Source organism: Thiomicrorhabdus sp. 6S3-12 (genome assembly GCF_017571475.1).
Classification (GTDB): domain Bacteria; phylum Pseudomonadota; class Gammaproteobacteria; order Thiomicrospirales; family Thiomicrospiraceae; genus Thiomicrorhabdus.
Genome location: NZ_JAGETW010000001.1, coordinates 207,370 through 233,268, shown reverse-complemented (window position 1 = coordinate 233,268; position 25,899 = coordinate 207,370). Strand labels below are relative to the sequence as shown.

25 protein-coding genes are annotated in these 25,899 nt (G+C 50.2%); 8 read left to right on the top strand and 17 right to left on the bottom strand.

Annotation, left to right across the window (positions count from 1 at the left end):
- From J3999_RS01115 to J3999_RS01060, 12 genes are all read right to left on the bottom strand, one after another.
- Nucleotides 1-1,161, bottom strand: a complete 1,161-nt coding sequence (locus tag J3999_RS01115; protein ID WP_208126110.1) for an HprK-related kinase B — start codon at nucleotides 1,159-1,161, stop codon at nucleotides 1-3.
- Nucleotides 1,154-2,059 (bottom strand): GAK system ATP-grasp enzyme, encoded by a 906-nt coding sequence (locus J3999_RS01110; protein WP_371811826.1) that lies wholly within the window; start codon nucleotides 2,057-2,059, stop codon nucleotides 1,154-1,156. The genes J3999_RS01115 and J3999_RS01110 overlap by 8 nt, the downstream gene beginning before the upstream one ends.
- A complete protein-coding gene (locus J3999_RS01105; protein WP_208126109.1) occupies nucleotides 2,052-3,686 on the bottom strand; it encodes a phosphotransferase in 1,635 nt (544 codons plus the stop codon). The genes J3999_RS01110 and J3999_RS01105 overlap by 8 nt, the downstream gene beginning before the upstream one ends.
- Before the next feature lie 49 nt (nucleotides 3,687-3,735).
- Nucleotides 3,736-4,032: an amphi-Trp domain-containing protein gene (locus J3999_RS01100; RefSeq protein ID WP_208126108.1), complete on the bottom strand. Its 297-nt coding sequence runs from the start codon at nucleotides 4,030-4,032 to the stop codon at nucleotides 3,736-3,738.
- A gap of 26 nt (nucleotides 4,033-4,058) precedes the next feature.
- Nucleotides 4,059-5,279, bottom strand: a complete 1,221-nt coding sequence (locus J3999_RS01095; RefSeq protein ID WP_208126107.1) for a metallophosphoesterase — start codon at nucleotides 5,277-5,279, stop codon at nucleotides 4,059-4,061.
- Between the two features lie 32 nt (nucleotides 5,280-5,311).
- Nucleotides 5,312-6,013, bottom strand: a complete 702-nt coding sequence (locus tag J3999_RS01090) for a histidine phosphatase family protein (protein ID WP_208126105.1) — start codon at nucleotides 6,011-6,013, stop codon at nucleotides 5,312-5,314.
- Nucleotides 6,014-6,126: 113 nt separating this feature from the next.
- Entirely contained in the window at nucleotides 6,127-7,260 is a 1,134-nt protein-coding gene (nrdB, locus tag J3999_RS01085; RefSeq protein ID WP_208126103.1) for a class Ia ribonucleoside-diphosphate reductase subunit beta, read from the bottom strand.
- A gap of 354 nt (nucleotides 7,261-7,614) precedes the next feature.
- Nucleotides 7,615-9,075: an aspartate kinase gene (locus J3999_RS01080; protein WP_208126101.1), complete on the bottom strand. Its 1,461-nt coding sequence runs from the start codon at nucleotides 9,073-9,075 to the stop codon at nucleotides 7,615-7,617.
- 163 nt (nucleotides 9,076-9,238) lie between these two features.
- Nucleotides 9,239-9,637: an ectoine synthase gene (locus J3999_RS01075; RefSeq protein WP_173286091.1), complete on the bottom strand. Its 399-nt coding sequence runs from the start codon at nucleotides 9,635-9,637 to the stop codon at nucleotides 9,239-9,241.
- 60 nt (nucleotides 9,638-9,697) lie between these two features.
- Nucleotides 9,698-10,960, bottom strand: a complete 1,263-nt coding sequence (ectB, locus tag J3999_RS01070; RefSeq protein ID WP_208126099.1) for a diaminobutyrate--2-oxoglutarate transaminase — start codon at nucleotides 10,958-10,960, stop codon at nucleotides 9,698-9,700.
- 87 nt (nucleotides 10,961-11,047) lie between these two features.
- Entirely contained in the window at nucleotides 11,048-11,593 is a 546-nt protein-coding gene (ectA, locus tag J3999_RS01065; RefSeq protein ID WP_208126096.1) for a diaminobutyrate acetyltransferase, read from the bottom strand.
- A 417-nt stretch (nucleotides 11,594-12,010) separates the two neighbouring features.
- Nucleotides 12,011-13,933 carry an ATP-binding cassette domain-containing protein gene (locus J3999_RS01060; protein WP_208126094.1) on the bottom strand — a complete coding sequence of 641 codons (1,923 nt, stop codon included), beginning with the start codon at nucleotides 13,931-13,933 and terminating at the stop codon, nucleotides 12,011-12,013.
- 247 nt (nucleotides 13,934-14,180) lie between these two features.
- Here J3999_RS01060 and J3999_RS01055 point away from each other — a divergent pair, with 247 nt between their 5' ends.
- Nucleotides 14,181-14,357 carry a DUF3012 domain-containing protein gene (locus J3999_RS01055; RefSeq protein ID WP_173286083.1) on the top strand — a complete coding sequence of 59 codons (177 nt, stop codon included), beginning with the start codon at nucleotides 14,181-14,183 and terminating at the stop codon, nucleotides 14,355-14,357.
- Nucleotides 14,358-14,513: 156 nt separating this feature from the next.
- Here J3999_RS01055 and J3999_RS01050 read toward each other — a convergent pair whose 3' ends face one another.
- Together J3999_RS01050 and J3999_RS01045 are read right to left on the bottom strand one after the other, a co-directional pair.
- Entirely contained in the window at nucleotides 14,514-17,018 is a 2,505-nt protein-coding gene (locus J3999_RS01050) for a GGDEF and EAL domain-containing protein (RefSeq protein WP_208126090.1), read from the bottom strand.
- A gap of 3 nt (nucleotides 17,019-17,021) precedes the next feature.
- A complete protein-coding gene (locus tag J3999_RS01045) occupies nucleotides 17,022-18,023 on the bottom strand; it encodes a substrate-binding domain-containing protein (protein WP_208126088.1) in 1,002 nt (333 codons plus the stop codon).
- A gap of 181 nt (nucleotides 18,024-18,204) precedes the next feature.
- Here J3999_RS01045 and J3999_RS01040 point away from each other — a divergent pair, with 181 nt between their 5' ends.
- The 4 genes from J3999_RS01040 (at nucleotide 18,205) to J3999_RS01025 (ending at nucleotide 21,636) form a co-directional block, all read left to right on the top strand.
- Nucleotides 18,205-19,635, top strand: a complete 1,431-nt coding sequence (locus J3999_RS01040; RefSeq protein ID WP_208126085.1) for an ATP-binding protein — start codon at nucleotides 18,205-18,207, stop codon at nucleotides 19,633-19,635.
- Nucleotides 19,632-20,342, top strand: a complete 711-nt coding sequence (locus J3999_RS01035) for a response regulator (protein ID WP_208126083.1) — start codon at nucleotides 19,632-19,634, stop codon at nucleotides 20,340-20,342. Before J3999_RS01040 ends, J3999_RS01035 begins: the two co-directional genes overlap by 4 nt.
- 111 nt (nucleotides 20,343-20,453) lie before the next feature.
- On the top strand, nucleotides 20,454-20,945 hold the full coding sequence (locus J3999_RS01030) for a hypothetical protein (protein WP_208126081.1): 492 nt from the start codon (nucleotides 20,454-20,456) through the stop codon (nucleotides 20,943-20,945).
- A gap of 124 nt (nucleotides 20,946-21,069) precedes the next feature.
- On the top strand, nucleotides 21,070-21,636 hold the full coding sequence (locus tag J3999_RS01025) for a cytochrome b (protein ID WP_208126079.1): 567 nt from the start codon (nucleotides 21,070-21,072) through the stop codon (nucleotides 21,634-21,636).
- Between the two features lie 3 nt (nucleotides 21,637-21,639).
- Here the strand turns inward: J3999_RS01025 and J3999_RS01020 are convergent, their stop codons facing one another.
- Both J3999_RS01020 and J3999_RS01015 read right to left on the bottom strand, forming a co-directional pair.
- Nucleotides 21,640-22,356, bottom strand: a complete 717-nt coding sequence (locus J3999_RS01020) for a spermidine synthase (RefSeq protein WP_208126077.1) — start codon at nucleotides 22,354-22,356, stop codon at nucleotides 21,640-21,642.
- Nucleotides 22,357-22,365: 9 nt separating this feature from the next.
- Nucleotides 22,366-22,902: a protein disulfide oxidoreductase gene (locus J3999_RS01015; protein WP_208126075.1), complete on the bottom strand. Its 537-nt coding sequence runs from the start codon at nucleotides 22,900-22,902 to the stop codon at nucleotides 22,366-22,368.
- A gap of 79 nt (nucleotides 22,903-22,981) precedes the next feature.
- Here J3999_RS01015 and J3999_RS01010 point away from each other — a divergent pair, with 79 nt between their 5' ends.
- Nucleotides 22,982-23,611: a thiopurine S-methyltransferase gene (locus J3999_RS01010; protein WP_208126074.1), complete on the top strand. Its 630-nt coding sequence runs from the start codon at nucleotides 22,982-22,984 to the stop codon at nucleotides 23,609-23,611.
- Nucleotides 23,612-23,623: 12 nt separating this feature from the next.
- Here the strand turns inward: J3999_RS01010 and yrfG are convergent, their stop codons facing one another.
- Nucleotides 23,624-24,274 carry a GMP/IMP nucleotidase gene (gene yrfG / locus J3999_RS01005; RefSeq protein WP_208126073.1) on the bottom strand — a complete coding sequence of 217 codons (651 nt, stop codon included), beginning with the start codon at nucleotides 24,272-24,274 and terminating at the stop codon, nucleotides 23,624-23,626.
- A gap of 66 nt (nucleotides 24,275-24,340) precedes the next feature.
- On the opposite strand from yrfG, the gene nudE reads away from it, so the two are divergent.
- Nucleotides 24,341-24,889, top strand: a complete 549-nt coding sequence (nudE, locus tag J3999_RS01000; protein ID WP_208126072.1) for an ADP compounds hydrolase NudE — start codon at nucleotides 24,341-24,343, stop codon at nucleotides 24,887-24,889.
- On the top strand, nucleotides 24,890-25,771 hold the full coding sequence (gene cysQ, locus J3999_RS00995) for a 3'(2'),5'-bisphosphate nucleotidase CysQ (protein ID WP_208126071.1): 882 nt from the start codon (nucleotides 24,890-24,892) through the stop codon (nucleotides 25,769-25,771).
- Nucleotides 25,772-25,899: the final 128 nt, after the last annotated feature.

The following is a 25,899-nucleotide window of genomic DNA, read 5'->3' as shown; positions in this document are numbered from 1 at the left end:
TTACGCGTTTTCTTGCGGATGATTCAGTTGGTCGAGTATTAACGATTTGGCTTGGGTAAAATCGATTTTCCCCGTCAGTTCCAAAACCGCTACCTTGCCTAAAGCCTGCTGATAGTCGAGAGGGTCAGGAATCAGACCGTTTTTCAGAAATTTGCCCGAAGCATCGCTGTAAAAAGGGCCGGGGCTTTTGACCAGTGCCGGGATCAGGTGCGGCGATTCCTGCAGAGTCGTGCGATGCACTTGAGTGCTTTCATCGCTGCTCGCCTGCCAGTTCAGAATTACTATCCAGTCCAGTTCACATTCCTGCAAATAGCAATTTCCCCAATACAGTCGGTCCACCGGTGCATCGAATTTCATCTCCAGAGCGCGCAGCTCTTCCTGCGGCATAGCGAGAAATTCGCAGCGTTGCCGTTCACTGATCAGTGAATGCAGGCGCGGGTTGTGAACAATCGTGCCTGGATTGATTCGCGGTTGCTTGGGAATGCCGCGCATCTGCATGCGATCTGATGCATCCGCTTTGAACAGCAGGCGGTCATTGCTGATAAAGTGCTCGCCCTCTTCCAGTAGGTGCAGCATCAGAGTCGATTTACCGCCGCCGGAGAGTCCGGCGATGGCGACACCCTGTTGTTTAATCTGTAATCCGGCGGCATGTCCGAGCAGCCAGTTACTCCGGATATGCCGGTTCAGATACTGAGTCAGGATAAAGTTGATAATCTGGTTAGGATGTTTTTCCGCCGGGCCGAAGGCCATAAGAGGGAACTGTGGATTCGCTTCGGCCGGTTGCAGGAACAGCATCCCGGTTTTGACCTTATACAGCAGGCGCAGTTTGCCGTGTGCGGTATCGAGGTCGTAAACCGCATCTTTGCGTCCGCTTTTACCCGCTTCGCGTTTCCAGTCCTGCCATTCGGTGGCGGCAATCAGTTTGTCCGCAAGGGATGATTCGTAGATAAATACCGTCTCTCGAGTCTGCGTCTTATCGCTATCAGTGTTCTTGTCGCTCCACACAGCCTGATTACCGAAATAGTCGGCCAGTTCCTGCAACAGGACTTCACTGTTGCTTTGCAGCCGATAACTGACTTCACTGAGGCGCAGCTCCAGACTGGATGCAGAGGTCGCGGGTTGACGGTCAATCAATTCCGAAATCAGGGTCGCATTAATCATTGGCACCGCTTTTCTGTAAATCCTGAATGACGTAATCGGTGTAGGCCTGCGCCATATTAAGATTCAATCCTTCTTTGGCGCCTTTGAATCCTCCGAATGCGGAAACTTCAAAACAGACCGGGCCCTGATCGGTTTCGGCAATGTCGACCGTGGTATAGGAGAGGTCAAATTGCGCTTGCGCTTTTTGCGCCATCTCGATGATGTCCTGCGACGGTTTCACTTCGGCATATTTCCCGCCGGAGTGAATGGTGGTGTTCCAGCTGTCGCCGTTGGCGACCCGGGCGTAGGCTCCCTGATGTTCTCCGCCGAGGAAAACCAGCCCCATGTCATGACCGGGTAAATTCATTTTTTGTTGAATATAGTAAAACTGATGCGTGCGATAGAACGCCTGCAGTTGTTTGCGGATTAAGTCGTCTTTCTGATCCGCTTTAATCACTTCCATGCCGCGCGCTTTGGTGGAGAATAGCGGCTTGAGCACTACTTCGCCGAATTCTTTGACGGTCTTGAAGGCGGCGTCGTGATCTTCGGTAATACAGGTTTTCGGCATGGGGATTTTTGCCCGTGCCAGGGAGATGGTGCAGCTCATGCGATCCACCAGACGGATAATCTCGCTTGGTTTGGAATAGACTTTGACGCCGCAGGATTCGACGAAACGCAGGATTTCCAGACGGTCAATTACCATTGGGCTGTAGGTCTGAGAGATCTTTTTGATAATGATAGCGTCGAGTTCGCACAGGCACTGCCCCTGATAGGTGACTTTCGGCGTCGAGAGATCGGCGACGACTTTTTCGATATCGATGACCATTCGGAAACCGGTTTTCGCTTCGATTTCGTCGGCCAGGACTTCGGTTGACCATTTGCCGGGAATGCCGACAACGCCAATTTTCAGATTAGTCACGGAAGAGCTCCTTTGGTAGCTGATAGTTGGGCAGTTCTTTTTTCGGAAGATTTATCAGTTGTTCCAAGAGGTAACGCCCCTTAAAGAGCATGGATTTGGCGTGTTCCTTATCGAGCACGAAACGGGTCGAGCTGATAAAAGACCGCGCCAACCCGAGCGCCATGCGTTTTGCATAGTCATTATCGTTATTCTGTTCGGCATAGTCGGCACCGAAGTCGTAAATAGCTTCGATGGTCAGACGGATGCGCTGACGTACTTTCGGATCATAGTTGGTCAGACGGTAGAAAGAGACCATCAGTACCGAGAGATCCTGCGTATAGTCGAGGTATTCGGAGCGATGCAGGTCGATAAAACTGATATCGTCCTTATCGGCATCGTAAAGGATGTTGTCGACGTTGAAGTCGCCGTGGATATAGACAGCATTGGCCACCTCAAACTTCTCTTCCAGTTTGGCGGCCTGCTTAATCAGCTGTTCCAATGAGGCTTGCTGAGCATCGCCGATGCGCAGCCCCTTGCTTTTAAGGTTGAATTCAGGGTGTACCGCGTAGACGCTTTTCAGGCGTTTCTGCAGCTGTCGCATAAAGTTAGCGCTGATCGGTTTGCTTTTTTCGGTGGCTTGCCAGATTTCGCTAAGGGTGGCAAACAGTCGGTTCAGTCCTGATTGCAGTGCCTGACGATCTTCCAGTAGCAGCTTGTCGAAGGTCTTCCCGGTCAGGTATTCGAACAGCAGGGCGGCTTTATCGCCCTGTTTCTGATAGGAATACACCTCCGGAGCAATGCCGGGGAATTTCTCGTGCCAGCTTTCGATGCCGATTTTTTCTTCCAGCAGCTTGTCTTTACGTCCCTGTTTAAAGATTGCCAGAATTTCTTCCTGCGCTTCGCTGGCCGAAGTGACGCCGGAAATCGTGCAGCCGGATTTGGTTTCGCCCATGGAGTGGATATTGATGCTCTGCTCGGTCAGATCGTAATCCAGCTCAGACAAGCTGGCTTCCAGCGTCTGATAGCGATCGATCTGAATGAACTGGCCGAGTTTCCCGGAGATAATGCCTTCTCCGACTTTGAGCAGGGCATCGGCCATATTCAGGATGTCACGGACGATAAAACTGCTCTGCATCAGCGCCTGACTGTACTGTCCGGTTTTCAGGTTGTCCTGATAACGGTCCAGTTGCTGGCGACAGCTTTTTTCAATCCGCCCCTGAAGCTGACAGATGTCGATCGACAGGGTCAGCTCTTCGCTTTCGACGGCCGGTTCAATCAGCAACAATCCCTTATTGAGGTCTTCAAGCGCGGCGAAGATGCGCTTTTTCTGCAACAGCTTCAGCGATTTACACTGTTCCAGCTGAAAGCATAAGGCTTCGAGTTGCGAGGAAAGGTGATGCAGGCTGTAGGAAATATGTTCAAAGCCCTGAAGTTGCGCCTGATATTCGCGGTCTTGGCGCAGGCTGCTGTTATAAGAACGGTTCAGTAAGCTGAGATGGGCGTTTTCGATATAGTCGATGCGCTCGAGGCTTTTGAGGAACAGGCTCGGATCATTTTCCGCTATGCCGTCGTAGATGGCTTGCAGCTGTTTTTGCAGATCGATCAATAGAAAGCGCAGACTTTCATAGACCTCGGGAAAATGATTCATAGTGGTTGTGTACCGTGAAATTGACAAGACAGATCAGGTGACAAGTGGCTTATTTCTTTTTCTTGGGCTTTTTCGCTTTTATAAAAAGCGGAGCATTATCCGGATCGTCGTCATCGGTATCGTTGGTCCAGCTGAGTTTGATGCGCAGGCTCTGTTCTTTTTTGGTTTTGCTGGCTTTGATACTCATTTGCGTAAGTTCGCTGGTATTGAGGATCTGGGTGTCTTCATCGTCCGACAGCAGAATTTCACCCTTTTCGATTCCTTTGGACAAGGCTTTGAGGTAATTAACAACGGACTCTTTGTCCTGCAGAGATTCATGTTCGAAGTATTGCGGTTTCTTTGCCATTATGAACTCCCTCTTTTGCCCGCTAATTAATTGAACCTAACGTTCGGGTTTGTAAACCTTGAAGGGTGGAACCGTTTCGGCGCCGTGAGGTCGTTGCTTAACGCCTGAACCGTGCCGTCGGAAGAGAATATTGTAACAGCTTGACCGTTTGCCGGCAGGTTGCTTTTGGCACGGCAGTTGGCGTTGAGCTCCGTATCGCATTCAAAATGCAGAATTCCCTGGCGAATAATCAGCTGCTGACCGTCGTGATGCGCTCGGTGTCCGTTAACCAGTGCATAGATTCCCTGGTTTTTCAGAGCCTGTGCGCCCAGTTCGGAAAAGGCCCAGTCTTTATTGCGGTACTTTGTGCGCACGACATTGCCCAGTTCGCTGTAGTAGATCTCGAAAATCTTGCCTAGCTGTAATGCCTGATTGAACTGTTGGTTGATGTCTTCGACCGGTTCTTTCAGCAGGCGATGCGCGATCCGGTCGTCGATTCCGGCATGACAGAAAAGATAGCTGCCGTGACGCTGCATTAACTGCAGGTTTTGGAAGAACCAGAAAAACTCACCATCTTGTTCGATGAACAACTGTTTGGCCGTAGTGACCGCCATCATCAGCTGGTTCCAGTCATAGCCGTATGAGTTCCACGCCTCGATGAAATCCTGTTTCTTTTTGCGGATCTGTTTGAGCTCTTTCTTGAGCTGCTTAGCGCTCATAAAGTTACAGGCGTACTGCGGAAAAAGTTCGAACCACTGTTCATCGGGCATCAGTTGAGCTTCGATCAAGCTTTGCGGTATGGATGCAATTTTTTCATCCCGGCAATACTGCTCGAAGATTTCGGCGAAAAAAGCCGCAGTTTTTCGACCCATACGCACGAAAAAGTGAGCCTGTCGAAGATCGTCCAGATGATTGGTCGCTAAAAGCCCGGCATAAACTCTCAGATCGTGATTGCCTGAAAGCAGAACCAGATCGGGATGCTGTGCACGCAGTTTATTCAACAGGCGGAATAGCGCCAGATTGCTCGGGCCTTTGTCAAAGCAGTCGCCGCCGATCAGAATCTGTGCGTTTTCAGCTCCGGGCGAGAGATAAAGCGTTTCATGAGTCGAACGCTGTTCGATCAGACCACTCAATTTCAGGGAGTTAAGCAAGGCGTCGGCATCGGCATGCAGGTCGCAGAAAAAGTAGATCTCTTTTTGCGGCGTCTGCCAGCCGTGAGGGTGATTGAATTCGCCGGTAGTCGACCAACTCTCTGTCAGGGCATTCATTGGAAGTCCTCCACTAAAATCTTGTGATCCGTTTAATCCGGACGTTCTTCTTCCTGGCGCACTTTCCATTTTCCGGCGAGCAGGTCGATTTCCAGTTGGTGTGCCTTGAGGCGGCATTCGAAAACCATCGGTTGCGCATAGTGCATCGAGTAACGACCGATCTCCGCTTTTTCCAGCAGACCGAGTTTGTAGGCAGCATGTCGAAAGGCTGCACCATGGCCGACCATTACGATCAACTGATTATTCGACTCGCTGTTGGCCATGACCTGAAGCAGTGTCTGCTGAATGAATTGGCTGACACGGGTGCCGGCCTGCATTAAGGATTCGGCGCCGTCCACCGGCAGGCAGAAGTCGGAATTGCTTTTCCAGTGCGGCGGCAGAGGCGCGAACCGCGGATCCTGGTCAATCACCGCTTCAATCTGTTCAAGCGTCAGATTGGCCAGAGCGCCGACGGAACGTTCGTTCAAAGCGGCGGTTGTTTCAATCTGACAGGACTGTTTGAGTTGGTGTTTGATTTCGGTTGCCGTCTGCCAGGAGCGCAACAGATTCGAGCTGTAAATGCTTGGGTAAAGTTGCCACTTCTGGTGCTTGATCAGTTTCTGCAGCGCTTTGGCGGCTTTACTGCTTTGCGCAAACCCTTCTTCGGTCAATCCGTAGGGTTGCAGAGCGCTCGGCATCTGCGGCTGCTGTTCGTACTGTGCGTGGCGTAAAAAAGCTAAATAACATCGTTTCATTCGGCCAGTTTAGTGAGCACGAATGACGCTTATGTCACACCTAGGTGAAAAATTTATGACGGGGGAAGGGCGGCAGAAGAGCTGCCGCCGATGGAAAAAGAGAGGGAATTCCGTTACAGGGAGAAGTCGCTGAAGTCGTTGGTATCGACTTTGGAGTCGACCTGCCCGACCAGGTAGGAACTGATTTCCGATTCCTGCGGTGCGACCTGCACGTTATCGCTGACCAGCCAGTTATTCATCCATGGCAGCGGATTACTGCGGTTTTCAAAAATCGGTTCCAGATTCAGGGCTTTCATGCGTACGTTGGTAATGTATTCGACATACTCTTTCAGAATGCTGGCATTCAGCCCGATCATCGAACCGTCCTTGAACAGGTATTCGGCCCACTCTTTTTCCTGTTGCGCCGCGGAGCGGAAAATGTCGATGGCGGCTTCTTTCTGTTCTTTGGCGATGATAGCCATTTCAGGATCGTCTTTGCCATCGGCCATCAGATTAAGGATGTTCTGAGTTCCGGAAAGATGCAGGGCTTCGTCGCGGGCAATCAGTTTGATCACTTTGGCGTTACCTTCCATCAGCGATCTTTCGGCAAAACTGAACGAGCAGGCGAAGGAGACGTAGAAACGGATTGCTTCCAGGACATTGACCGAAACCATGGTCAGATAGAGCTGGCTCTTGATCTGCTTGCGGAATTCCGGGTTCTCATTCAGGTCGATCTCTTCGGCGTACATTTTGTTGGTCAAGGCGATCAGTTCGTCATAGTGCGAAGTGACGGCCAGGGCGCGCTTGGTGATCTCATCGTTATCGACAATATCGTCAAAGACTTCGGACGGATTGGTAAAGATATTGCGGATAATGTGAGTATAGGAGCGGCTGTGGATCGTTTCGGAAAAGGCCCAGGTTTCGATCCAGGTCTCCAGTTCGGGAATGGATACCAAAGGCAGCAAAGCTACGTTTGGGCTGCGTCCCTGAACCGAGTCCAGAAGGGTCTGATATTTGATGTTGCTGACAAAGATATGCTGCTCGTTTGCCGGCAGTTGTGAATACTGGGCTCGGTCAGTCGAGATATCCACTTCTTCAGGGCGCCAGAAGAAGGAAAGTTGCTTTTCGATCAGCTTTTCGAAAAACGGATATTTTTGCTGATCGTAACGCGCCACATTCACATTTTGTCCAAAGAACATCGGCTCTTTCATTGGGTCATTGTGACTCTGACAAAAAGTTGAGTAGGTGTTTTTATCTTGGCAACTCATTTCCGTTTATTCCTTCTACATCGAAACAGGGGTTTGCGCCCCGAAATTTTAAGAGATTGACTATTTTAGTACTGAATGAGATTAATTGTCATTTAAAATATTTCAGAAAAGCGTCTCTCTTTTGCGTCTTCTTACTATAGGTTGTGTGTTTTGGTTTGTATGGTAACAATTTATAGTGGTTATAGCGAGTGTTGTATGTGGCTTTTTGCTGACGGTTCGATTTTCGGTCCGTAAACGGATTCAGACGGATAGTATCCGTTATTTTCAGGGGAGCAGAGAGAAAAAAAGCGATGGCGGAGAGTCCGACATCGCTTTCTTTTTTAAGGCCGAGCGAACGTCGGCGCCTATTTAAGCTTAGTGCGAGGCGATTGCCATACCGTGGTCATGCACCTCGATCAGTTTCTGGTGTAATGCTTTGACGGCAGTCGCGTAGCAGTCGGCATCGACAAAGATCTGCATCTCCACCTGACGGGTATTCTGATGCATGGCTTCGATATTGATGCCTTCGTCGGCAAGGCTCTGAATTGCTTTGGCCAGAAGCCCTTTGACGCGCATATTACTGCCCATTGCCGAAACCATGCACAGTTTGCTGGTGGTAATCTGCGCCGATGGGAACAGTTCTTCCAGCTGGCTGGTCGCGTGGTTCACCTTGTTCAAGTTACTGTTGATATACAGGGTGATGGTGTTGGCGTTGAAATCCTTACTGACCACCTGGCATTTATTGCGATTGGTCACTTTCAGGATTTGCGCTTCGTAGTTGCCCTGCTCGTTCATCATTTCCTGGTCGAAGATTTCGACAGCAATCAGTGAATCCATACCGGCGATGATTTCGACTTTCGGTTCTTCGCTCTTATAGTCCGCAGTAATCAGGGTACCGTGATGCTCCGGTTCGAAAGTGTTCATAATGCGCAGCGGGATTCGTGCCTGACGCAGGCCTTTACCTGCGCCCGGGTGAATCGCTTCCATACCGAGATTGGCCAGTTGATCGGCAATGTCGTAACTGGTTTTTCCGATCGGTACGGCATTCTCTTCGCCGACCAGACGAGGATCTGCGGAAGAAAGGTGGAATTCTTTATGGATGACCGCTTCGGTCGCTTTCAACATGACGGCGATTCGGCTGAAGGTCATCTCCGAGTATCCGCGGTCAAAGGTACTGATCAGGTTTTCTTCACAGTGTGCATAACCGGTGACGATCGGTAAGGTTGTGGCAAAGTCGATATCGGCAAAAGCGGTTTCGATATGCTCGTCCAAAGGCAGGATTTCTTTGCGATCCCAGCCGGTCAGGTCGACAAATACGCTGTTGACCCCTTGGTTCTTCAGCAGTTCGGCCAGGTTATAGGCCGAATGGGCTTCACCGATCGAGGCCAACAGCTCGCGCACGGTTAATAGATGTTCGCGCAGTTCGAAATGGCCGTGACGGCAGATTTCATGCAGATGAACCAGCACCTCGCGCGTGTCGGTGATACGCGCGTCGATAAAGGCGTTGGCATGCTTCAGCTGTTCGCCGTCACTGAACAGTTCGCTGTTGATTTTTAGCAGTTCGGCACGCAAGGTTTCCAGCGCTTCCTGCCAGTTATGGCTGTCGTCGCCACGGGCAAACAGGCCGTAAACACCGGGCTGTCCGCTTTTTTTGTGCTCAAGCAACAGGTTGGTCACGCCGCCGTAGGCCGAGACGACCAGAACTCGATTGTAAGGGGATGCCGGGTAGAGCACGATATTGTCGCGCACCGCTTCGTAGGCGCTCATCGAGGTGCCGCCGATTTTTTCAACACTCAGTTGACGGGGCGCGCTTTGTGAATTTTCTTGGTTTGACATAGGTTTAGCGATCTCTAAAACGATTTTTAAGGGCCATTTACTTGCCTGAGAAAAATGGGCGATATTTTACCGCCACACTTTTCTCAAGGGAAGAATTAATCTTCTCCGGAAAGCACTAATCAATAAAAAAATTGCCGCTTCCCGAAGGGAACCTTAAAAACGCTTAGTCTTCGCTTGGAAGGTTGTAGGATCCGTCTTTGTCATGCGTTTCACGACCGGTAACCGGAGGATTGAATACACAGACCATGCGCATCTGCGAACCCTTGTTAGCGCGCAGGATATGCTGGTCATGTTCGTTCAGTGCATAGACGGTTCCCTCTCGGATCGGGTGAGTAATTCCGGTCGCTTTATCGTAGATTTCACCTTCGCCTTCAATGCAGTAAACCGCTTCAAGATGGTTTTTATACCAGAGGTGAAGATCTTCGCCTTCCTTGATCAAAGTATCGTGCAGGGAAAAGCCCATGCCGTCTTTGGCCAGCAGCAAGCGGCGGCTGGTCCATTGTTTACTGTCAACATCGGCGTCGGTACCGATAACATCGTCATATAGGTTTTTTACAATCATGGAAATTCCTTGTTTTCGGCTCGCCAAGCGGCAAGCCTTCTCTTATTCATCGTTTATGGATTAGTAGTCTGCCGAGCAGGTTTTAATCGCGTTCTTCAGAATGTCAAAACCTTCGTTAATCAGTTCTTCCGTGATGACTAGAGGCCCTAAGAATTTGATGACGTTGCCTTCCGAACCGGCCGTCTCAATCACGAGACCTTTTTCGAAACATTCGCTGCATACTTTGCCGCACAAGTCCGGGTCACGGAATTCGATCCCCCAGATAAAGCCGTGTCCGCGCACATCTTTGGTCAGGTGCGGGTACGAAAGCGCCAAATCTTGCATACGCTCTTCAATCAATTTGGATTTTTCTTTGTTTTCGTTGGCGAAGTCGTCGTCCGACCAGTATTCGTTGATAGCGGTGGCTGCCGCGACAAATGCCAGGTTGTTACCGCGGAAGGTTCCTGAGTGTTCGCCCGGTGACCATTTATCGAGTTCCGGCTTCATTAATACCAGCGACATAGGTTGACCGGTACCGATGGATTTCGATAGCGTAACGATATCCGGCTGAATGTTGGCGCGTTCAAAACTGAAGAAGTCGCCGGTACGACCGTTACCAACCTGAATGTCGTCAACAATCATCAGGATGTCAAAGTCATCACAGATTTTACGAAGGTCTTTCAACCACTGCGGACCGGCAACATTAATACCACCTTCAGCCTGAATGGTTTCCAGTACGATTGCTGCCGGCAGCTCGGTACCCGAAGACGCATCTTCAAGAATTTTGCGCAGATAAGCGATGGTATCGACCTTATCGCCAAGATAGTTATGGAAAGGTACCTGATAGGTATAACCCGGAACGCCGTAACTGTCGTCGTGATAATACTGGTTACCGGTAATACTCAAAGAACCCATTGACATGCCGTGGAAACCGTTGGTGAAACTCATGACCTGCTTACGGCCTTTCACTTTACGCGCAATTTTTAGCGCCGTCTCAATGGCGTTGGTACCTGTCGGGCCGACAAATTGCAGTTTGTAGTTCAAGTGACGCGGCTGCAGGATTTTGGTAACGAAAGCTTCGATAAACTCTTTCTTGGCGACCGTTCCCATGTCCAGTGCGTGACCAATGCCGTTACGTTGCAGGTATTCGATAATTGCGGCATTGATTTTCGGGTTGTTGTGTCCGTAGTTCAAGGCACCGGCACCGGCGAAAAAGTCGATATAACGTTTTCCTTGGGTATCCCAGATTTCGGCACCCTTGGAGGTATCGAATATGGTCGGGAAAGAACGAATGTACCCGCGAACTTCGGATTCATAAGTGTTAAAAATTTCTAAATCTGACATAGTTTTCTCTCAATCTTAAATTTGTTTAAAACGGTTTAAATAGGGCAGTTTCACTACTGCGCAATTGCGATAAGGCAATAGATCTATTTAAGTATCGGTTAAGTAATCATTCAGGCTCTGGCCATCGGGAGCGGTCAGGAAGTAATAATCCTCCGCTTCATGTTCCTGACCGGCAAAATGCGCCTCAGTCAGGAAGGTTTCGCTGCGTAAGGTCAGTCCGAAAGCCTTTGCCAGGCTTTTGAATACGCCTTGCGATGCCTGATTGCTCGGACTGATTGTGCAGCTTAGGGATTGCAAAGGCGTTTGGCTGAAAGCCAGGCTCTGTTTGATCAATTGCTTGACCAAACCTTTGGCGATGCCCCGGCCCCGGCCCGTTTTGGCGACGACCATCTGCCAGACAAACAACTCTTCGGGTTTGTCTGGACGTAAATAGCCGGAAATGAAGCCCAGCAATTCGCCGTCACTCTCCGCAACAACACAAGTGTCGGCGAAATGTGAACTTTGCAAAAAGTACAGATAGCTCGAATTCAGATCCAGAGGAGGTGAATCGGCAATCAGTTGGTAAATTCTGAGACCGTCTTCCAAGCGGGGACGGCGATATTTAATCAGGGAATTATCTGTATCGATCTCCATAGTAGAAGTCTTCGGTTAAAGATGAGTCTTTGACCAATCGCGCTGAAACAAAAGTTAATTTGAGAAACACAAAAGACGTTAAGAGCATATTCGAAACAGCGTAAAGTCGGTGAATTGACTGAGGCAGGGTTGCCCCTCGCTGCATATGCCTTACGATTGATCCTGAGGGTTTTGCCCTAGGGATTAGACTTGACCGGTTTTCACGGCCTAAAAAAGTGCGCCTAAACGCAAAAGACAGCAATGTAATTGCAGTATGAAAAAAGATAATTTAAGTCTTGGTTGCTTAAAGTTGGTGCATACACTAACAAAGTGAAAGCTCTATTTCAAGGTTGTATAGGAAAATACAATGGTTTTTACAATGTGTGATAGATTTTAACTAAGTGCAAGACGGCTCATGAATGAGCCGCCTCTGTGGTCTTACGAAATCATCGCTTCCAGCTCTTCCCAGCGTTCAAAGGCGGCTTCGAGTTCGGCTTCTTTTTCCTGCAGTTTGCCCAGCACGCCTTGTATCGTCTCCTGATCCTGAGAGTAGAAATCCGGCTGGGAGATTTCTTCGTTCAGAGTCTCGATTTGTGCTTCCAGGTCTTCCAGCAATTGCGGTAGCGCGTCGTATTCGCGCTGGTCTTTGTAGCTGAGTTTTTTCTTTTGCGGCGGTTTATTTTCGCTTTTGGCCGCAGTTGGAGTCTCCGATTTTTTCTCGGTTTTCTTTTCCGGTTTTTCGGTTTTATTCTGTTCCGTATAGTGTCTCGGACGCTGGCGCAACCAGTCGTCGTAGCCGCCGACGTATTCGTTGACGTCGCCCGGCGCGTCGAAGACCAGTGAACTGGTGCAGACATTATTGAGGAATTCACGGTCGTGGCTGACGATCAGCACCGTACCCTGATAGTTCATCAACAGCTCTTCAAGCAGTTCCAGTGTTTCGACGTCCAGATCGTTGGTCGGCTCATCCAGAATCAGCAGGTTGGACGGTTTGGCAAAGACGCGCGCCAGCAGAAGTCGGTTTCGTTCCCCGCCGGAGAGCGCTTTGACCGGCTGGCGTGCTCGATCCGGGCTGAACAGGAAGTCGCCCAGGTAGCCCATGACATGCTTGCGTTGACCGTTGATTTCGACATGATCGCTTTCCTCGAGGACGCTTTCGATGACCGGCAACTCTTCATTCAACTGCGCACGATGCTGGTCGAAGTACGCGATTTTAAGGTTGGTCCCGAGTTTGATCGAACCTTCCTGAGGTTCCAGTTTGCCAAGCAGCAAATTGATCAGCGTGGATTTACCGCAGCCGTTTTCACCGATAATGCCGACCTTGTCTCCGCGCATTATCACGCTCGACAAGCCGTTAACGATCGGTTTATTCGGATAGTTGAAGCCCAGCTCTTTGATTTCGATAACCTGTTTTCCGGAGGTGTCGGCAATATTGGTCTGCAGATTGGCTTTGCCTTGCTGCGAACGGCGCGCTTTATGTTCATCGCGCAGTTGCTTCAGGGCGCGCACACGACCTTCGTTGCGGGTACGGCGTGCTTTGATTCCCTGACGGATCCAGGCTTCTTCCTGAGCCAGCTTTTTGTCGAATTCTGCGTTCTGCTTGGCTTCGGCCGCAAGCCATTCAGCCTTGCGTTCTAGGTAAGTATGGTAGTCGCATTCCCAGTTGGAGAGCTTGCCGCGATCCAGTTCGACGATGCGATTGGCAAGCGCCTGCAGGAACGAACGGTCGTGGGTTATGAAAACCAGTGCACAACGCATCGAGGTTAAAAAGTTTTCCATCCACTGAATCGAAGGGATGTCCAAGTGGTTGGTCGGTTCGTCGAGCAAGAGTATGTCCGGTTCCTGAACCAGAGCTTTGGCGAGCAGGACGCGGCGTTTCATTCCTCCGGAAAGGGTTGAGAATTCGACATCCGGCGGCAGACCGAGTTTGGATATGACGGTATCGACTTTTTGATTCAGCTCCCAGCCGTTTTTGGCATCGATTTCCTGTTGCACCTGGGTGAAATGCGCCAAAACCTCGTCGGAGTAATCCTGCTCCATTTTGACGCTCAATTTATGGAATTTTTCCAGCAGCGGAGCGATGTCGCCGAGTCCCTGAGCAATGATATGGAATACCGAACCGTGGGTGTCGTGCGGTACTTCCTGCTGTAATTTGGCGATATGTACGCCATCCTGAACGATGCGCGTCCCGTCGTCCGGCGGGATAATGCCTTCAATTACTTTAAGCAGGGTGGATTTGCCTTCACCGTTTCGTCCGACAATACAGACCCGGTCATTTGGTTCGATCTGCAAGCTGACTTTGTCGAGTAGCGGCGCCGAGCCGAAGCTGAGTTGAATATCGCGTAGAAACAGCAGTGCCATACAAATACCTTAGTGCTCAATAAAGAATTTGCAGATTATAAACCTTGTATTGCGTCGAGTGCAGAGGATTCGATTTGTCCGGCTTCTTTTGCGGAAACGGAAACGGGAATGGATCTGTCGCGGAAAAACAGTGTCCATGCGGTTTTTAGGGATATGATTTTGCGAAGTTTTATGCGGATAGTGATAGCATATTTTCAAGCGGAGTGGACGGTCGTCTCCGCCGGTGTATTTACATAGAGGAAAGAAAATGAAAAAAAGTTTCTATTTAACGGTTTTGCTGAGTGGACTGATTCTTGGTGGCTGTTCGGCTGAAGTCGGTAGTCAGGCCTGGTGTGAAGAGATGGATCAGAAGCCGAAAGGGGAGTGGTCTGCAAACGAAGCGAAATCCTACGCTGAAAACTGCATTTTCAGATCAAAAGAATAATCGCTCCCGAGCATTCTTTTTGGCGTCTTTCCGGAAGCGGACTCTGCTCCGGGAGACGTTGTTCCCGCTTCGCCGATTGCGCTTTTTAAAACTTCGCTTGCCTCGGTTTATTTTTGATTTATCTTTTTGACAGAGCGCTCAGCCGTTTCTGTGTCATTACCCTTTATCTTCCGCGAACGCTTCGGAGCGGAATTGGTTCAGATAGTCTTTGATCTTATCGGCAGGCATCGGTTTGGCAAAATAGTAGCCTTGGAAGTTCGAGCAGCCCTGTTCACTCAAAAAGCGAACCTGTTCTTCGTTTTCGGTACCCTCGGCCAGAATATCCAGCTTCAGACTCTTCGCCAGAGCGATAATCGCACCGGTAATGGCAGCATCTTCTTTGTCGTCCGGCAGGTCGCGTACGAAGGACTGGTCGATTTTCAGTTTGGAGATCGGCAGTCGTTTCAGGTACGACAGTGACGAATAGCCGGTTCCGAAATCATCCAGAGAGAGGGTGATGCCAAGCTGATCGATCTGTTTCAGGAGCTGGATCGACTGCTGAGGGTTATTCATCAGCTCGCCCTCGGTCACTTCAAGTTCCAGGCACCGAGCCTGACAGTTGGAATCGGTAATCAGCCATTTGAGGAACTCGACAAAGTCTTCGCGTTGCAATTGTTTGATATTCAGATTCATCGACAGACGACCCGGTTCCAATCCCTGTTTATGCCAGCCGGCAAAGTCCTGCACCGCTTTGTGCATGACATGACGATCAAGATCGACAATCACCCCGGTACTGGACGCTACCGGAATAAATTTCGCCGGAGGAATAAAGCCCAGTTCCGGATGATTCCATCTGACCAAAGCCTCCATGCCGAGAATTTTACGGTTGCTAAAATCGATCTGCGGCTGGTAATACACTACAAACTCGCCGTTCTGTATTCCGGAGCGGATATTGGCTTCCATATTCAAACGGTCGAAAGCTTCTTCGGTCATCTCCCGTGAATAATACTGGAAGTTGTTGCGCCCCTGATTCTTGGCGCGGTACATGGCGGCATCGGCATTTTTCAGCAGGTCGGTCGGGTTGTCGCCGTTTTCCGGGTAGATGCTGATACCGATACTGCAACCGAGATGGAGCTCGTGGTTACGCACGAGGATCGGCTGATTGAGGTCTTTAACGATCTTTTCCGCCAGGATAGAGGCGTGCTGTTCCTGTTTGAGTTCTTCAATCAGAATGGTGAATTCATCGCCGCCCAAACGGGCGAAAGTATCGCCGGAGCGGATCAGCTTTTTGAGATGTTCGGAAACCGCTTTGAGCACTTCGTCGCCGATATCGTGCCCCAGAGAGTCATTGATCTCTTTGAAGTTATCGAGATCGATAAAGAAGACGGCCAGTTTCTCGGAATTTCTCTGTGATTTCCTGATGGCCTGTTCGAGCCGGTCATAAAACAGACTGCGGTTGGCCAGACCGGTCAGCGGGTCGTGGCTGGCGTAATACTGCAGAATGTTTTTCTGTTCCTGCAGCTCTTCCTGCTGTTGTATCGCTTTGGTGATGTCCGAGTTAAAGCCGACAAAACGGGTAGCCTCGCCGTTTTCGTCAAACAGGGCTTTGCCTCGTGCGCTGATCCAGCGCCATTCGCCCTGTTTGGTCTGCATGCGGAAAGTGTTCTCGTAGGTTTTGTCGCCTTTGCCGCTCAGGTATTGGTTAATGCGATAGCGCACCTTGTCGAGGTCATCGGGGTGGATGAGCTGCATCCAAGCTTCGGGCGTCGAAATAAAATCGTCCGGAGAGTAACCGAGCATATTGGCGAAGCGCTCCGAGAAGTAGATGTCATTATCTTTGATGAGCCAGTCCCAAAGTCCGTCGCGGGAGCCTTCAATGGCAAGTTGAAAGCGGTTGGTCGCGGCTTTCAATGCCTCTTGTTGTTGCAGCAGCTGGCCCTGTGAGGCTTTGATGGCACCGACCATGTGATTAAGGGTTCGGCCCAGCGTCTGGATCTCGTTAGGCCCTTTGATCGGTACAAAGTGTTTGGGCAGGCCGTCGGAATCCCGGTGAGAAATGGTTTCGATAATCTCCGTCAGCGGGCGCAAAAGCTGCATGCGCATCATAATAAATAGGGTCGCGACCAGTAAAAGTGAAATCGCCAAGGCACTGAGCAGGTTTTCGACCAGCAGATTATCCAGCCGCTTGTGCAGCTCGTCATCGGAGATATAGACCGTGATGGTGCCGAGCGGATTTCCCTGAGCATCGGTCAGATTTTTTTTCTGGGAGAAATAGGCGTCGTGAAGCTGCTGCGCCTGTCGGCTGTCGGCAGGGTCGTATTCGACGATTTCCCCTTTATGATTGCGAATATAGCCTTTGTAATAAACACTCTCTCCGAGGAGGGTGCTCATGTTGCTGTCCTGGATGATCATCGCAAACAGACCGTTGTGCTCGATCTCGTTGTGAACGATTTTGCTGTATTCGTTGACCGAGTAGGAGGCGATCATGTCGGTAATATGATCTTCGGCGGCAATCATGGTTCGATGCGCGCTTTCCTTGATTTCTAGATCGAGGCGCTGTTTTTCGCCCTGATAGGCAAAAAGGGTTGTGACGGCCATAACCAGCAGCACTGAAGTGATAATGATCAGTCCGGATCTCAGGTAGATTGAATTGTTTTTGATCGGTTTGCTTTTCACGTTCACAAGTTACTTCAGTATTCCCAGTACATTTCGTTTGATGGTCGGCTGCATTTTTTTAATATTCGCCATCGAAATCGGCAAGACGGAAAGTTTAATCTCTTTTTCAACCTTTTTCCCGTGTAAAAAATTATCCAATACCGAGACGGCCGTGGAGCCCATTAGAAATGGTTGCTGCATGGCGGAAGCGATCAGGACGCCTTGCGGAATCAATTCCAGAAACTCCGGTTCGGCGTCGAAGGTCAGCAGCAGGATTTCGTTTTCTTTACCGCTGTCGCGGATGGCATCCAGTGCGCCCTGATAGCGGTTGGAACCCTGCAGCCAGATCGCTTTCAGGTTCGGCGTCTGGTTGATCAGTTCGCTACTGTAGTCATAGGTTTCCTGATAGGAGAAGGTAATCTGCTGTTTGAGACCGCCGCCCTTAATACCGGCTTCTTCCAGCGCTTTCAGGAATCCGGCGGTCCGGTTTTTGCCGTTTTCTCTTGCCTGAGGAATCGCGATGATGCCGACGCTGCCGTTCTGCCAGCCGAGTGCTTGCATTTTTTCGGTCAGAACCTGTCCGATCTGGTAGGCCCCCTGAAAATTATCCGAAGAGATATAGCTGACATAGTCGCCGCTTTCGGTTCCGATGTCCGAGATAACCACGGGAATGCCGGCCTTGCGGGCGAGTTCAAGAATGGTGACACAGGCGGAAGAGTTGGTTGGCGAAACGATGATTCCGGAAACATTCTGTTTGATCGCCTGAATGGTATTTTTCAGCTCGCGTTTAGCTTCGTTGTGCGCGCTGTATATTTCCAGCTGATAGCCGAGCGTGTGCGCCTGCTCCTGAATGCCTCGGCTCATGATTTCCCAGAAAGGGATATGGATATCGGAGACCAGATAGGCAAGTTTCGGAGTATGGTTCGATTCCGAATGACCTTCTGCAGCCGGGTTGGCCTGAGCCAAATTGAGCGGGTTAATAAAAAGAAATATCGTCAGAAAAGCGCTGAATAAATGTGAAAATCGTTTCATGGAATCGCGGACTCTTTGATGCCTGCTGTGGTTTGTTTCGGGATAACTGATCAAGTTATGAGTATAGCAGTTTATTGTTCGCGATTAAGCGGAGTTCGCCCCGGTTCGGGTTGCATATTTTTTGCAATTTTGCCCGTCGGTTTTACGGTAAAGTAATTGAATTAGTGCCAAAGGGAAGGCTATGGGGATTCGTTTAAAACTGGTCGGTTTTCTGCTGTTGTTCGGGTTTGTCATTCTCGGCACCTTGCTGTGGAGTAACCAATATGTTCTGCACAAGACGATTCTGCACTATGTCGACCAGCGGGATCAGCAGCGGTTGGAACGTTTGAAAAACAACCTGGAAATCTATCTGCAGTATGAGTCGACCGATGAGGCCGAAGGTCTCCCGCTTTCCAACTGGCAGCGGCTGCTGCACCTCTCGCATCGTATCGATTTAAGTCAGAACCCGGGAATATTGCCGTTTATTCTCAAACGTGAGCCCAAAAGACGACCGTATGCGCCGGATGAATTTGAAGAACGTGTCAGTCTGATGAGTAACGACGGGCAAGTGATTCTCGGTCCGAAAATGACTAAAGCCTGCATGCGCCTTCCGGTCCAGGTAAACGGCAAGGTCGTAGCACAGATCGGTTATCACCCCTTGCGTGAATTGATCGAGCAGGCGGATATCGAATTCGCCCAGACACAATTTAAAATTTTAACGCTGGGGGCGATTCTGATCACCTTGCTGGTTCTGGTCATTCTCTGGCCGCTGGCTAACCATTTTCTGGTGCCGATTCGTGAATTGACCGGGTCGGTTCGCGCTCTGGCTCAAGGAGATTATCAGAAGCGCACTAAAGTCAGTCGCTCGGACGAGTTCGGTGCTTTGCAAAGAGACTTCAACCATCTGGCTAATACTTTGCAGGCTTCTCTGCAGAGCCGTAATCAGTGGGTTGCCGATATTTCGCACGAACTGCGAACGCCTTTGACGGTATTGAAAGGTTCCATTGAGGCCATGCGTGACGGTATCCGTCCGCTGGATGAGAAAAGTTTGCACAACCTGCATCAGGAAGTGGAGCTGTTACAGCATTTGATCGAAGACCTTTATCAGCTGAGTTTAAGCGATGTCGGCGCCTTGCAGTATGTGATGCAGACGGTGGATCTGACGGAGCTGATGCAAATGGTTTCGGCGAATTATCGAGCCAAAGCGCAAGCCAAGGGCATCGCTTTCAAACTGAACATTCCCGCATCGCGGAAGGTGTTGGTGCATGGTGATGAAAAGCGCCTGACGCAGATGTTGAATAACCTGTTGCACAATGCGGTGGCCTATACGGATGCCGAACGCAGCAATGGAGATCAAGGGATGATTGAATTATCGTTACAGGAAGAGAATCGAAGCTGGCTGATCCTGATCAAAGATTCGGAGCCGGGCGTGGAAACCAAAGACATGCAGAAGCTGGCAGAGCGTTTTTTCCGTACCGATCCGTCGCGCAATCGTCGCTCTGGAGGAGCCGGGCTGGGATTGGCGATAGTCAGTCGCATCGTTGAAGCGCATAGCGGATCGGTGCAATTCGACGCTTCCGAATCAGGTGGTTTACAAGTTGCGGTTAGGTTACCGAAAAAGGAGCATGGATGAGCCAGGAGAGGATTGTCATCGTCGAAGATGAAGCCAAAATTGCCGAAATTTTAATCGAATATCTGCATAGTTTTGGTTACGAGACACAGTACTTCGAACGTGGTGCACAGGTAGTATCGTGGCTCAAGGAGAATCGGGCCGACTGCGTTATTCTGGATATTATGTTGCCCGATAGCGACGGCATTGAACTCTGTCAGCAGATCCGTGGATTCAGTCAGATTCCGATTATGATGCTGACCGCCAGAGTCGAAGAGGTTGACCGAATTCTCGGCTTGGAGATGGGGGCGGATGATTATATCTGTAAACCCTTTAGTCCGCGGGAAGTGGTCGCACGAGTCAAAGCGCTTTTGCGCCGGGCCAAACCGAGCAGCGAACACCCTCAGGATAACGGCTGGATTCTGGATGGCGAACGTTATCAGGTTCGTTATCAGGGTGACAAGGTGGATCTTTCGGCGGTGGAATTTGAGATTTTGCGTACTTTGTCTCAGGCGCCGGGGCGAATTTTTTCCCGCGCGCAGTTGATTGACAGCATTTATCACGATCACCGGATCGTCTCCGATCGTACCATTGACAGTCATATTAAAAAACTGCGCCAGAAGCTGAGTGCGGCCTTAGGGGAAAATGACTGGATTCAGTCGGTCTATGGCGTCGGTTACAAGTTTGCCGCCAATGCTTTTGCGGAGAGTGAATCGGCTTCCGGTGCATAATCTTGCACAGCATCTCTTTTTCCTTGCATAAAGTTTGCACGATTCGATTGCATACTGAACACAACCCGAAGCAAACCCTTCGGTTTCAATAAATTGTTCAGGAGAATGACAATGAAAAAAGTAGCATCTATTATCGGTATCGTTGCCCTGGCTGGAATCACCACAGTGGCTTTTGCCGGAAACGGAGATTTCTGTCAGAACAAAGGGATGTATAAAGGCGAAGGGAGTTATGGCCATCAGCAATACATGATGCATAAACACAATCGTCTGAAAGGCACCGGTCACAATTTTCATGCAGGGGGGCATTTTTCAATGCACAAGGCTATGCACAAGGCTATGCACAAGGGCGGTTTTCACAAGAACGCCATGAGTGCCGAAAAACGTCAAGCCTTGATGCAGTTGAAAGTGGAAAACCGCATCGAACGCATGACTCGCAAGCTGAATTTAAGCACGCAGCAGCAGGACGCAATTCGTAAAGTACTGATGCAAAAACAACAGAATATGCAGCAGATGCGTCAGCAGACACGCCAGGAAGTGCATAAGCTGTTAACGGACGAGCAGCGCGCCAAGTTACCGCAGAGAGCATTTGCTCCGGCAGCGTAAGCGGGAATGATTAGCCGGCGGCCGCAGGCGGGCATAATAAAAGTTTCATATTCAGTGGCCGCCGTTTCCTAAAATATTCAAGGCTTTTTTATTATCTTCAGCTCACTGCTCCCAGGAGGATTAAATGGATACAAAACAACAACTCAGCAGACAGACTCTTTTTCTTCATTGGCTGGTCGCTTTCGGAATGATTGCGATGCTGGCCTCCGGCATTTATATGGATGAAGCGGAGGTTTTTGCGCTCTATCCGTGGCATAAGTCGTTTGGAGTTTTGCTGTTGGCCTTCATTTTGTGGCGTATCTATTGGCGCGTGAAAAACGGTTGGCTGGAGCCGGTGCGCGAGTACAAGCCTCTGGAAATCACTTTGTCTAAAGTTGTTCACTGGGTGTTGATTATCGGGACGGTTCTGATGCCGATTTCGGGCATGATGATGTCAGGGTTGGGCGGTCACGGCATTCCATTTTTCGGACTGGAATTAATGGCCAGAAACCCGGATCCGCAGAACCCACAGGAAGTTATTGCGGTGAATGCAACTCTGGCCGGTTTAGGAAAGACATTGCACGGGCTGGGCGGTAATCTGATTATCTTGGCTGTAGTTCTGCATATTGCAGGGGCTTTGAAGCATCACTTTATCGATAAGGACGTCACTTTAAAACGCATGACGGGACAGCGTTTGTCGGATAACGACTGAGGATTAAAAATCCAGGCACAAAATCAGGTTGCTGGTTGAATGCATCAGATACTGGTTTTGTGCTTTATGGGTTTTTTCGTTCTGCCAATAGGCGAGGACTTCCGCGCTCTCTGCGGTATTTTCTCGCTCTCTGCCTGCTTCGATACGGTTCCATAAGTTGAAAATCAGTCGGCCGCCGGGTTTCAGACAGCGGCTAATCGCCTGATGAAAGGGGTGTGAACTCAGCTCGGAAGGCAGTCCCTCGGAATCGAAGATGTCGATCAGAATGGCGTCATATTTAAAAATGGCGTCGCTTTCGCACTCTGCGGCTAATTCCTGAATGTACTCAATCGCATCGGCTTGCACCGCTTCGATTTCCGGAGCATCCGGCAAACCGAAAAATTTATAAGCAATATCGATCACGATCCGGCGCAGTTCGACTATTGTCATTTGCAGATTTGGTAGGCTGTGATAAAGGTGGTGCGCCATGGTGCCGCCGCCCATGCCGAGCATCAATACCCGATAGTTTTTGGGCTGTTTACGGGCTTGGAAATGTTCGTTGACCAGCGCGATCATTTTCTGCTGGTATTCGAAGTTCAAGGTCATGGGCGCGTTGCGGAAAATGCAGCTTTGCTCGACAGGTGAGTCGAAGTGCAGTTTGCGGGTAGTGCGATTTTCGACAACCTGAACCAGGCCGTACTCGTCGCGCGCCGTATGGATAATCATGCCGTTAAATTTCATATGAATGCTCTAGAGTCCTGCCCACCAGAGACGAAGGCGCAGACCGATGGAACTGGTCAACCCGACTTCGACAAAAGCGATTTCACCACTGGGGGTGATGACAAAATCCGCCGGTACCGCTTTGGCGCCGAACTGCGCAGCGAGCGCGCCGTCCAGATCGTTAACCAGATAGTCGGCGTTCATCTCGTGCTGGCGGGCATAACTCAGAAGCTGCTCGTCATCGCCGGACTGGGTGGCAATACTGATTACTTTGTAATCGGCGGCAATATCCTCAATGCCGTCACGGCTGAATTTGCAGATCGGACACCAGGTAGCCCAGATGTGAATCAGTACCACTTCGCCTTCGGCATTCATTTTCTGCAGGTCCAGCGTTTGTCCGTTCAGGCTGGTCAGTTGCAGTTTCGGCGCCTGACCTTCGAGGACGTCACCTTGCATAAACGGGCGCAATGCCAAAAAGACGGCGACGAAAACCAAAACCGTTAACAGGTTCTTGAACCAGGCTTTATGCCAGAGTTTTGAGCTTTTAGCGTTTTGCGTCTGTTCCATCGCCGATCCTTGTAAAATATGGCACAATTTTGCGCGCTTATTATAAACGCATACGCAGCAAGTTATCAGGGAGTACGCAGTGCAGGCGGATTTTTGGCACGAGATGTGGGAAAGCGGAGTTGTTGGCTTTCATCAGAAAGAGATTAATCGTTTTTTACGGGACTTTTGGCCCCGATTGGATTTGCGCGGGGATGAGCAGGTGTTGGTGCCGCTGTGCGGAAAAACGCTGGATATGCTTTGGCTTCGTGACTTAGGGCATGATGTCATCGGTGTTGAGCTGTCGCAGAAAGCTTTGGACGAATTTCTGCAGGAAAACAGCCTGACGGCTCAGCCGGTACAGCATGATTGCTATTGCGGTTATGAACTGGAGCAGATGACGCTTTTGTGCGGTGATTTTTTCGGTTTGACGGCCGAAGACTGCAAAGGTGTCGGCGCGGTCTACGATCGGGCGGCGATTGTCGCTCTGCCGCCGCAGATGCGCCGGGAGTATGCACAGCATCTGCAACGAATTTTGCCGAAAGGGGTACCGTTTTTAATGGTGGTTATGGAATACGATCAGTCTTCGATGGCCGGTCCGCCGTTTTCAGTGAGCGAACAGGAAGTCCGGCAGCTGTTCGGCGGTTTTTCTTCGATCGAGGTCGTTGATCAGGAAGTTTTCGAGCGCAAAGGCAATCGTGTTGTCGAAAAGGTGTTGATTCTCCGCCCCTGAACGAGGTTGTATTCAGCGCGGCATGATTTCCGAGTATTTCTCAAAGTGCGCAAAGCCTTGGGGGTCGATTTTATCCAGTTTCGGGCTGACATGAGTTGCGCACAGCGGAAAGGCGATACCATACTCCTTGGCGGTTTGCAGCGCATGCAGGTTATCGTCAATCAGTAGCGTTCTCTCTGGATCGTATGGCTGAACATGCTGGATCTCGCTCCAGATGCGGATATCTTCTTTGGGGATGCCGAAGTCATGCGCCGAGATCAGGTGGTCGAAGTATTGACCAATTTCGGTCATCTCGAGTTTAATGGCCAGGCTGTCGCGGTGCGCGTTGGTGACCATTACGACGGTTTTGCCGTGTCGGCGCAAAGCAGCCAGAAAGTCGATGACTTCCGGATGAACTTTGATCTGGTCTTTGAATTCCCGCTTGAGTTCGGCAATATTGAGTTTCAGTGTCTCGCTCCAGTAGTCCAGACAGTACCAGTTCAAGGTGCCGGTTTGCGAGTGAATCTGCTGGTGAATCTGCTCTTTGGCCTGTTCGATGGAGAGATGGTTCTGATGTGCGTAGGCTTCGGGCATGCTTTCCATCCAAAAGTGATAATCGAAGTGCAGATCCAGCAAAGTGCCATCCATATCCAGCAAAACGGTGTCGATCTGATTCCAGTTCATTGGCAAGCCTTTCCCCTTTAGCGTATGATTATTTGATCGTTAATATCAAAAGCCTGATGAGGTTGTATGAGTCAAAAACTGCCCTCTATTCTAGCGGAAAAAATCGCGGCCAAGTCGCGGATTTTTACCGTTCAATCGCAGCATCTGGCGTTTTCGAACGGCGCAGAGGTAGTCTATGAACGCCTGCTTGCCGGCGGTGGCGGAGCGGTGTTGATCGTGCCGGTACTGGAAGACGGTACTTTACTGTTGATCCGCGAGTTTGGCGCCGGTGTCGGACGTTATGAACTCGGTTTCCCAAAAGGCAAGATCGATCCTGGCGAAGGCTGGAAAGAGGCTGCGATTAGAGAAAGCCAGGAAGAGATCAGTCATCTGCCGAAAAGGGTTGAATTGCTGGACAGCGTCAGTCTGGCGGCCGGTTATATGACGCACCAGACACATATAGTGTTGGCCACCGACCTTCATCCTTCCGAAGCGCCGGGCGATGAACCGGAACCGTTGGAAGTCGTTCCGTGGCATCTGGATGACTGGCAGGAACTGGTTGCCCATCCGGATTTTTCCGAAGGGCGCGCTTATGCGGCACTTTTATTGGTTCTGAAACATTTGGGGAAAATTTAAATGCAACAGGATTCGATTCCGCTGAACCAGCTTCAAGAATGGCTTCCGGAAGTGTGTCGGATTGCTTTGAATGCCGGTTTGGAAATTTCCAGAATGTACCGGGATAACCGGGAATTGGATATCGAGCATAAAAAGGATGGAACCCCGGTCACCGAAGTCGATCGCCATGCCGACAATCTGATTTTTCAAGCCTTGCAGAAACTGACTCCGGATATCCCTTTGGTGACCGAAGAAAGTGTTTCCCGTTTTCCGTTCGAGGAGCGACGTAACTGGCCGGTGTTCTGGCTGGTCGATCCACTGGATGGAACCAAAGAGTTTATTGCCGGTACCGGCGAATACAGCGTGAATATTGCTTTGATTGTCGGGCATCATCCCGTCCTTGGCGTGGTATTCGGCCCGGAAGTGGGAACGCTTTATTATGCGCTTCGTGATGAGGAGACCGCTTATAAACTGCCGCTGGATATTTATCAGCTGGATCTGGACAAGCTGAATGTGGATAGTCTGTTGTCTGCAGCCGAGCCAATCAAAGCGGCTCGCCTAAGTGAGGAAGAGGTGACTAAGGTCGCCGTCAGCCGTCGCCACGGAGGACGAACCCAGCAATTCATGGCGGAGTTGGGCAGCAATGAAACCGTTAAAATGGGTTCGGCGTTAAAAACCTGCCTGGTTGCGGAAGGCAAGGCGCATGTCTATCCCCGTTTCGGTCCGACCTCTCTGTGGGATACGGCGGCATCGCAAGCCATTCTCGAGGCTGCCGGAGGGGCTGTGTTAAATGCCGCCGGTCATCCTCTGGAATATGTGCAGACACCGACTCTGTTAAATCCTTTCTTTATTTCGGTTTGCCAGAAAGATTACCCGTGGCCGGCCATTCCCGAAGTTATGTAAAGCGCTAAAGTTATGCGTTGTTGTTGAAAAAGCCTCCGGTGGTTACCGGAGGCTTTTTTGTTTTAGGGCGGAGCAAATACGGTCAATTCACAACACTTTGGATCCGACTTTGTAGTGGATTGAAGCGA

What these genes read in the sequence shown, in the direction of transcription:
- J3999_RS01115 (WP_208126110.1), bottom strand. Translation starts at nt 1,161, where the DNA reads ATGATTAATGCGACCCTGATTTCGGAATTGATTGACCGTCAACCCGCG.
- J3999_RS01105 (WP_208126109.1), bottom strand. Translation starts at nt 3,686, where the DNA reads ATGAATCATTTTCCCGAGGTCTATGAAAGTCTGCGCTTTCTATTGATC.
- J3999_RS01100 (WP_208126108.1), bottom strand. Translation starts at nt 4,032, where the DNA reads ATGGCAAAGAAACCGCAATACTTCGAACATGAATCTCTGCAGGACAAA.
- J3999_RS01095 (WP_208126107.1), bottom strand. Translation starts at nt 5,279, where the DNA reads ATGAATGCCCTGACAGAGAGTTGGTCGACTACCGGCGAATTCAATCAC.
- J3999_RS01090 (WP_208126105.1), bottom strand. Translation starts at nt 6,013, where the DNA reads ATGAAACGATGTTATTTAGCTTTTTTACGCCACGCACAGTACGAACAG.
- nrdB (WP_208126103.1), bottom strand. Translation starts at nt 7,260, where the DNA reads ATGAGTTGCCAAGATAAAAACACCTACTCAACTTTTTGTCAGAGTCAC.
- J3999_RS01080 (WP_208126101.1), bottom strand. Translation starts at nt 9,075, where the DNA reads ATGTCAAACCAAGAAAATTCACAAAGCGCGCCCCGTCAACTGAGTGTT.
- J3999_RS01075 (WP_173286091.1), bottom strand. Translation starts at nt 9,637, where the DNA reads ATGATTGTAAAAAACCTATATGACGATGTTATCGGTACCGACGCCGAT.
- ectB (WP_208126099.1), bottom strand. Translation starts at nt 10,960, where the DNA reads ATGTCAGATTTAGAAATTTTTAACACTTATGAATCCGAAGTTCGCGGG.
- ectA (WP_208126096.1), bottom strand. Translation starts at nt 11,593, where the DNA reads ATGGAGATCGATACAGATAATTCCCTGATTAAATATCGCCGTCCCCGC.
- J3999_RS01060 (WP_208126094.1), bottom strand. Translation starts at nt 13,933, where the DNA reads ATGGCACTGCTGTTTCTACGCGATATTCAACTCAGCTTCGGCTCGGCG.
- J3999_RS01055 (WP_173286083.1), top strand. Translation starts at nt 14,181, where the DNA reads ATGAAAAAAAGTTTCTATTTAACGGTTTTGCTGAGTGGACTGATTCTT.
- J3999_RS01045 (WP_208126088.1), bottom strand. Translation starts at nt 18,023, where the DNA reads ATGAAACGATTTTCACATTTATTCAGCGCTTTTCTGACGATATTTCTT.
- J3999_RS01040 (WP_208126085.1), top strand. Translation starts at nt 18,205, where the DNA reads ATGGGGATTCGTTTAAAACTGGTCGGTTTTCTGCTGTTGTTCGGGTTT.
- J3999_RS01035 (WP_208126083.1), top strand. Translation starts at nt 19,632, where the DNA reads ATGAGCCAGGAGAGGATTGTCATCGTCGAAGATGAAGCCAAAATTGCC.
- J3999_RS01030 (WP_208126081.1), top strand. Translation starts at nt 20,454, where the DNA reads ATGAAAAAAGTAGCATCTATTATCGGTATCGTTGCCCTGGCTGGAATC.
- J3999_RS01025 (WP_208126079.1), top strand. Translation starts at nt 21,070, where the DNA reads ATGGATACAAAACAACAACTCAGCAGACAGACTCTTTTTCTTCATTGG.
- J3999_RS01020 (WP_208126077.1), bottom strand. Translation starts at nt 22,356, where the DNA reads ATGAAATTTAACGGCATGATTATCCATACGGCGCGCGACGAGTACGGC.
- J3999_RS01015 (WP_208126075.1), bottom strand. Translation starts at nt 22,902, where the DNA reads ATGGAACAGACGCAAAACGCTAAAAGCTCAAAACTCTGGCATAAAGCC.
- yrfG (WP_208126073.1), bottom strand. Translation starts at nt 24,274, where the DNA reads ATGAACTGGAATCAGATCGACACCGTTTTGCTGGATATGGATGGCACT.
- nudE (WP_208126072.1), top strand. Translation starts at nt 24,341, where the DNA reads ATGAGTCAAAAACTGCCCTCTATTCTAGCGGAAAAAATCGCGGCCAAG.
- cysQ (WP_208126071.1), top strand. Translation starts at nt 24,890, where the DNA reads ATGCAACAGGATTCGATTCCGCTGAACCAGCTTCAAGAATGGCTTCCG.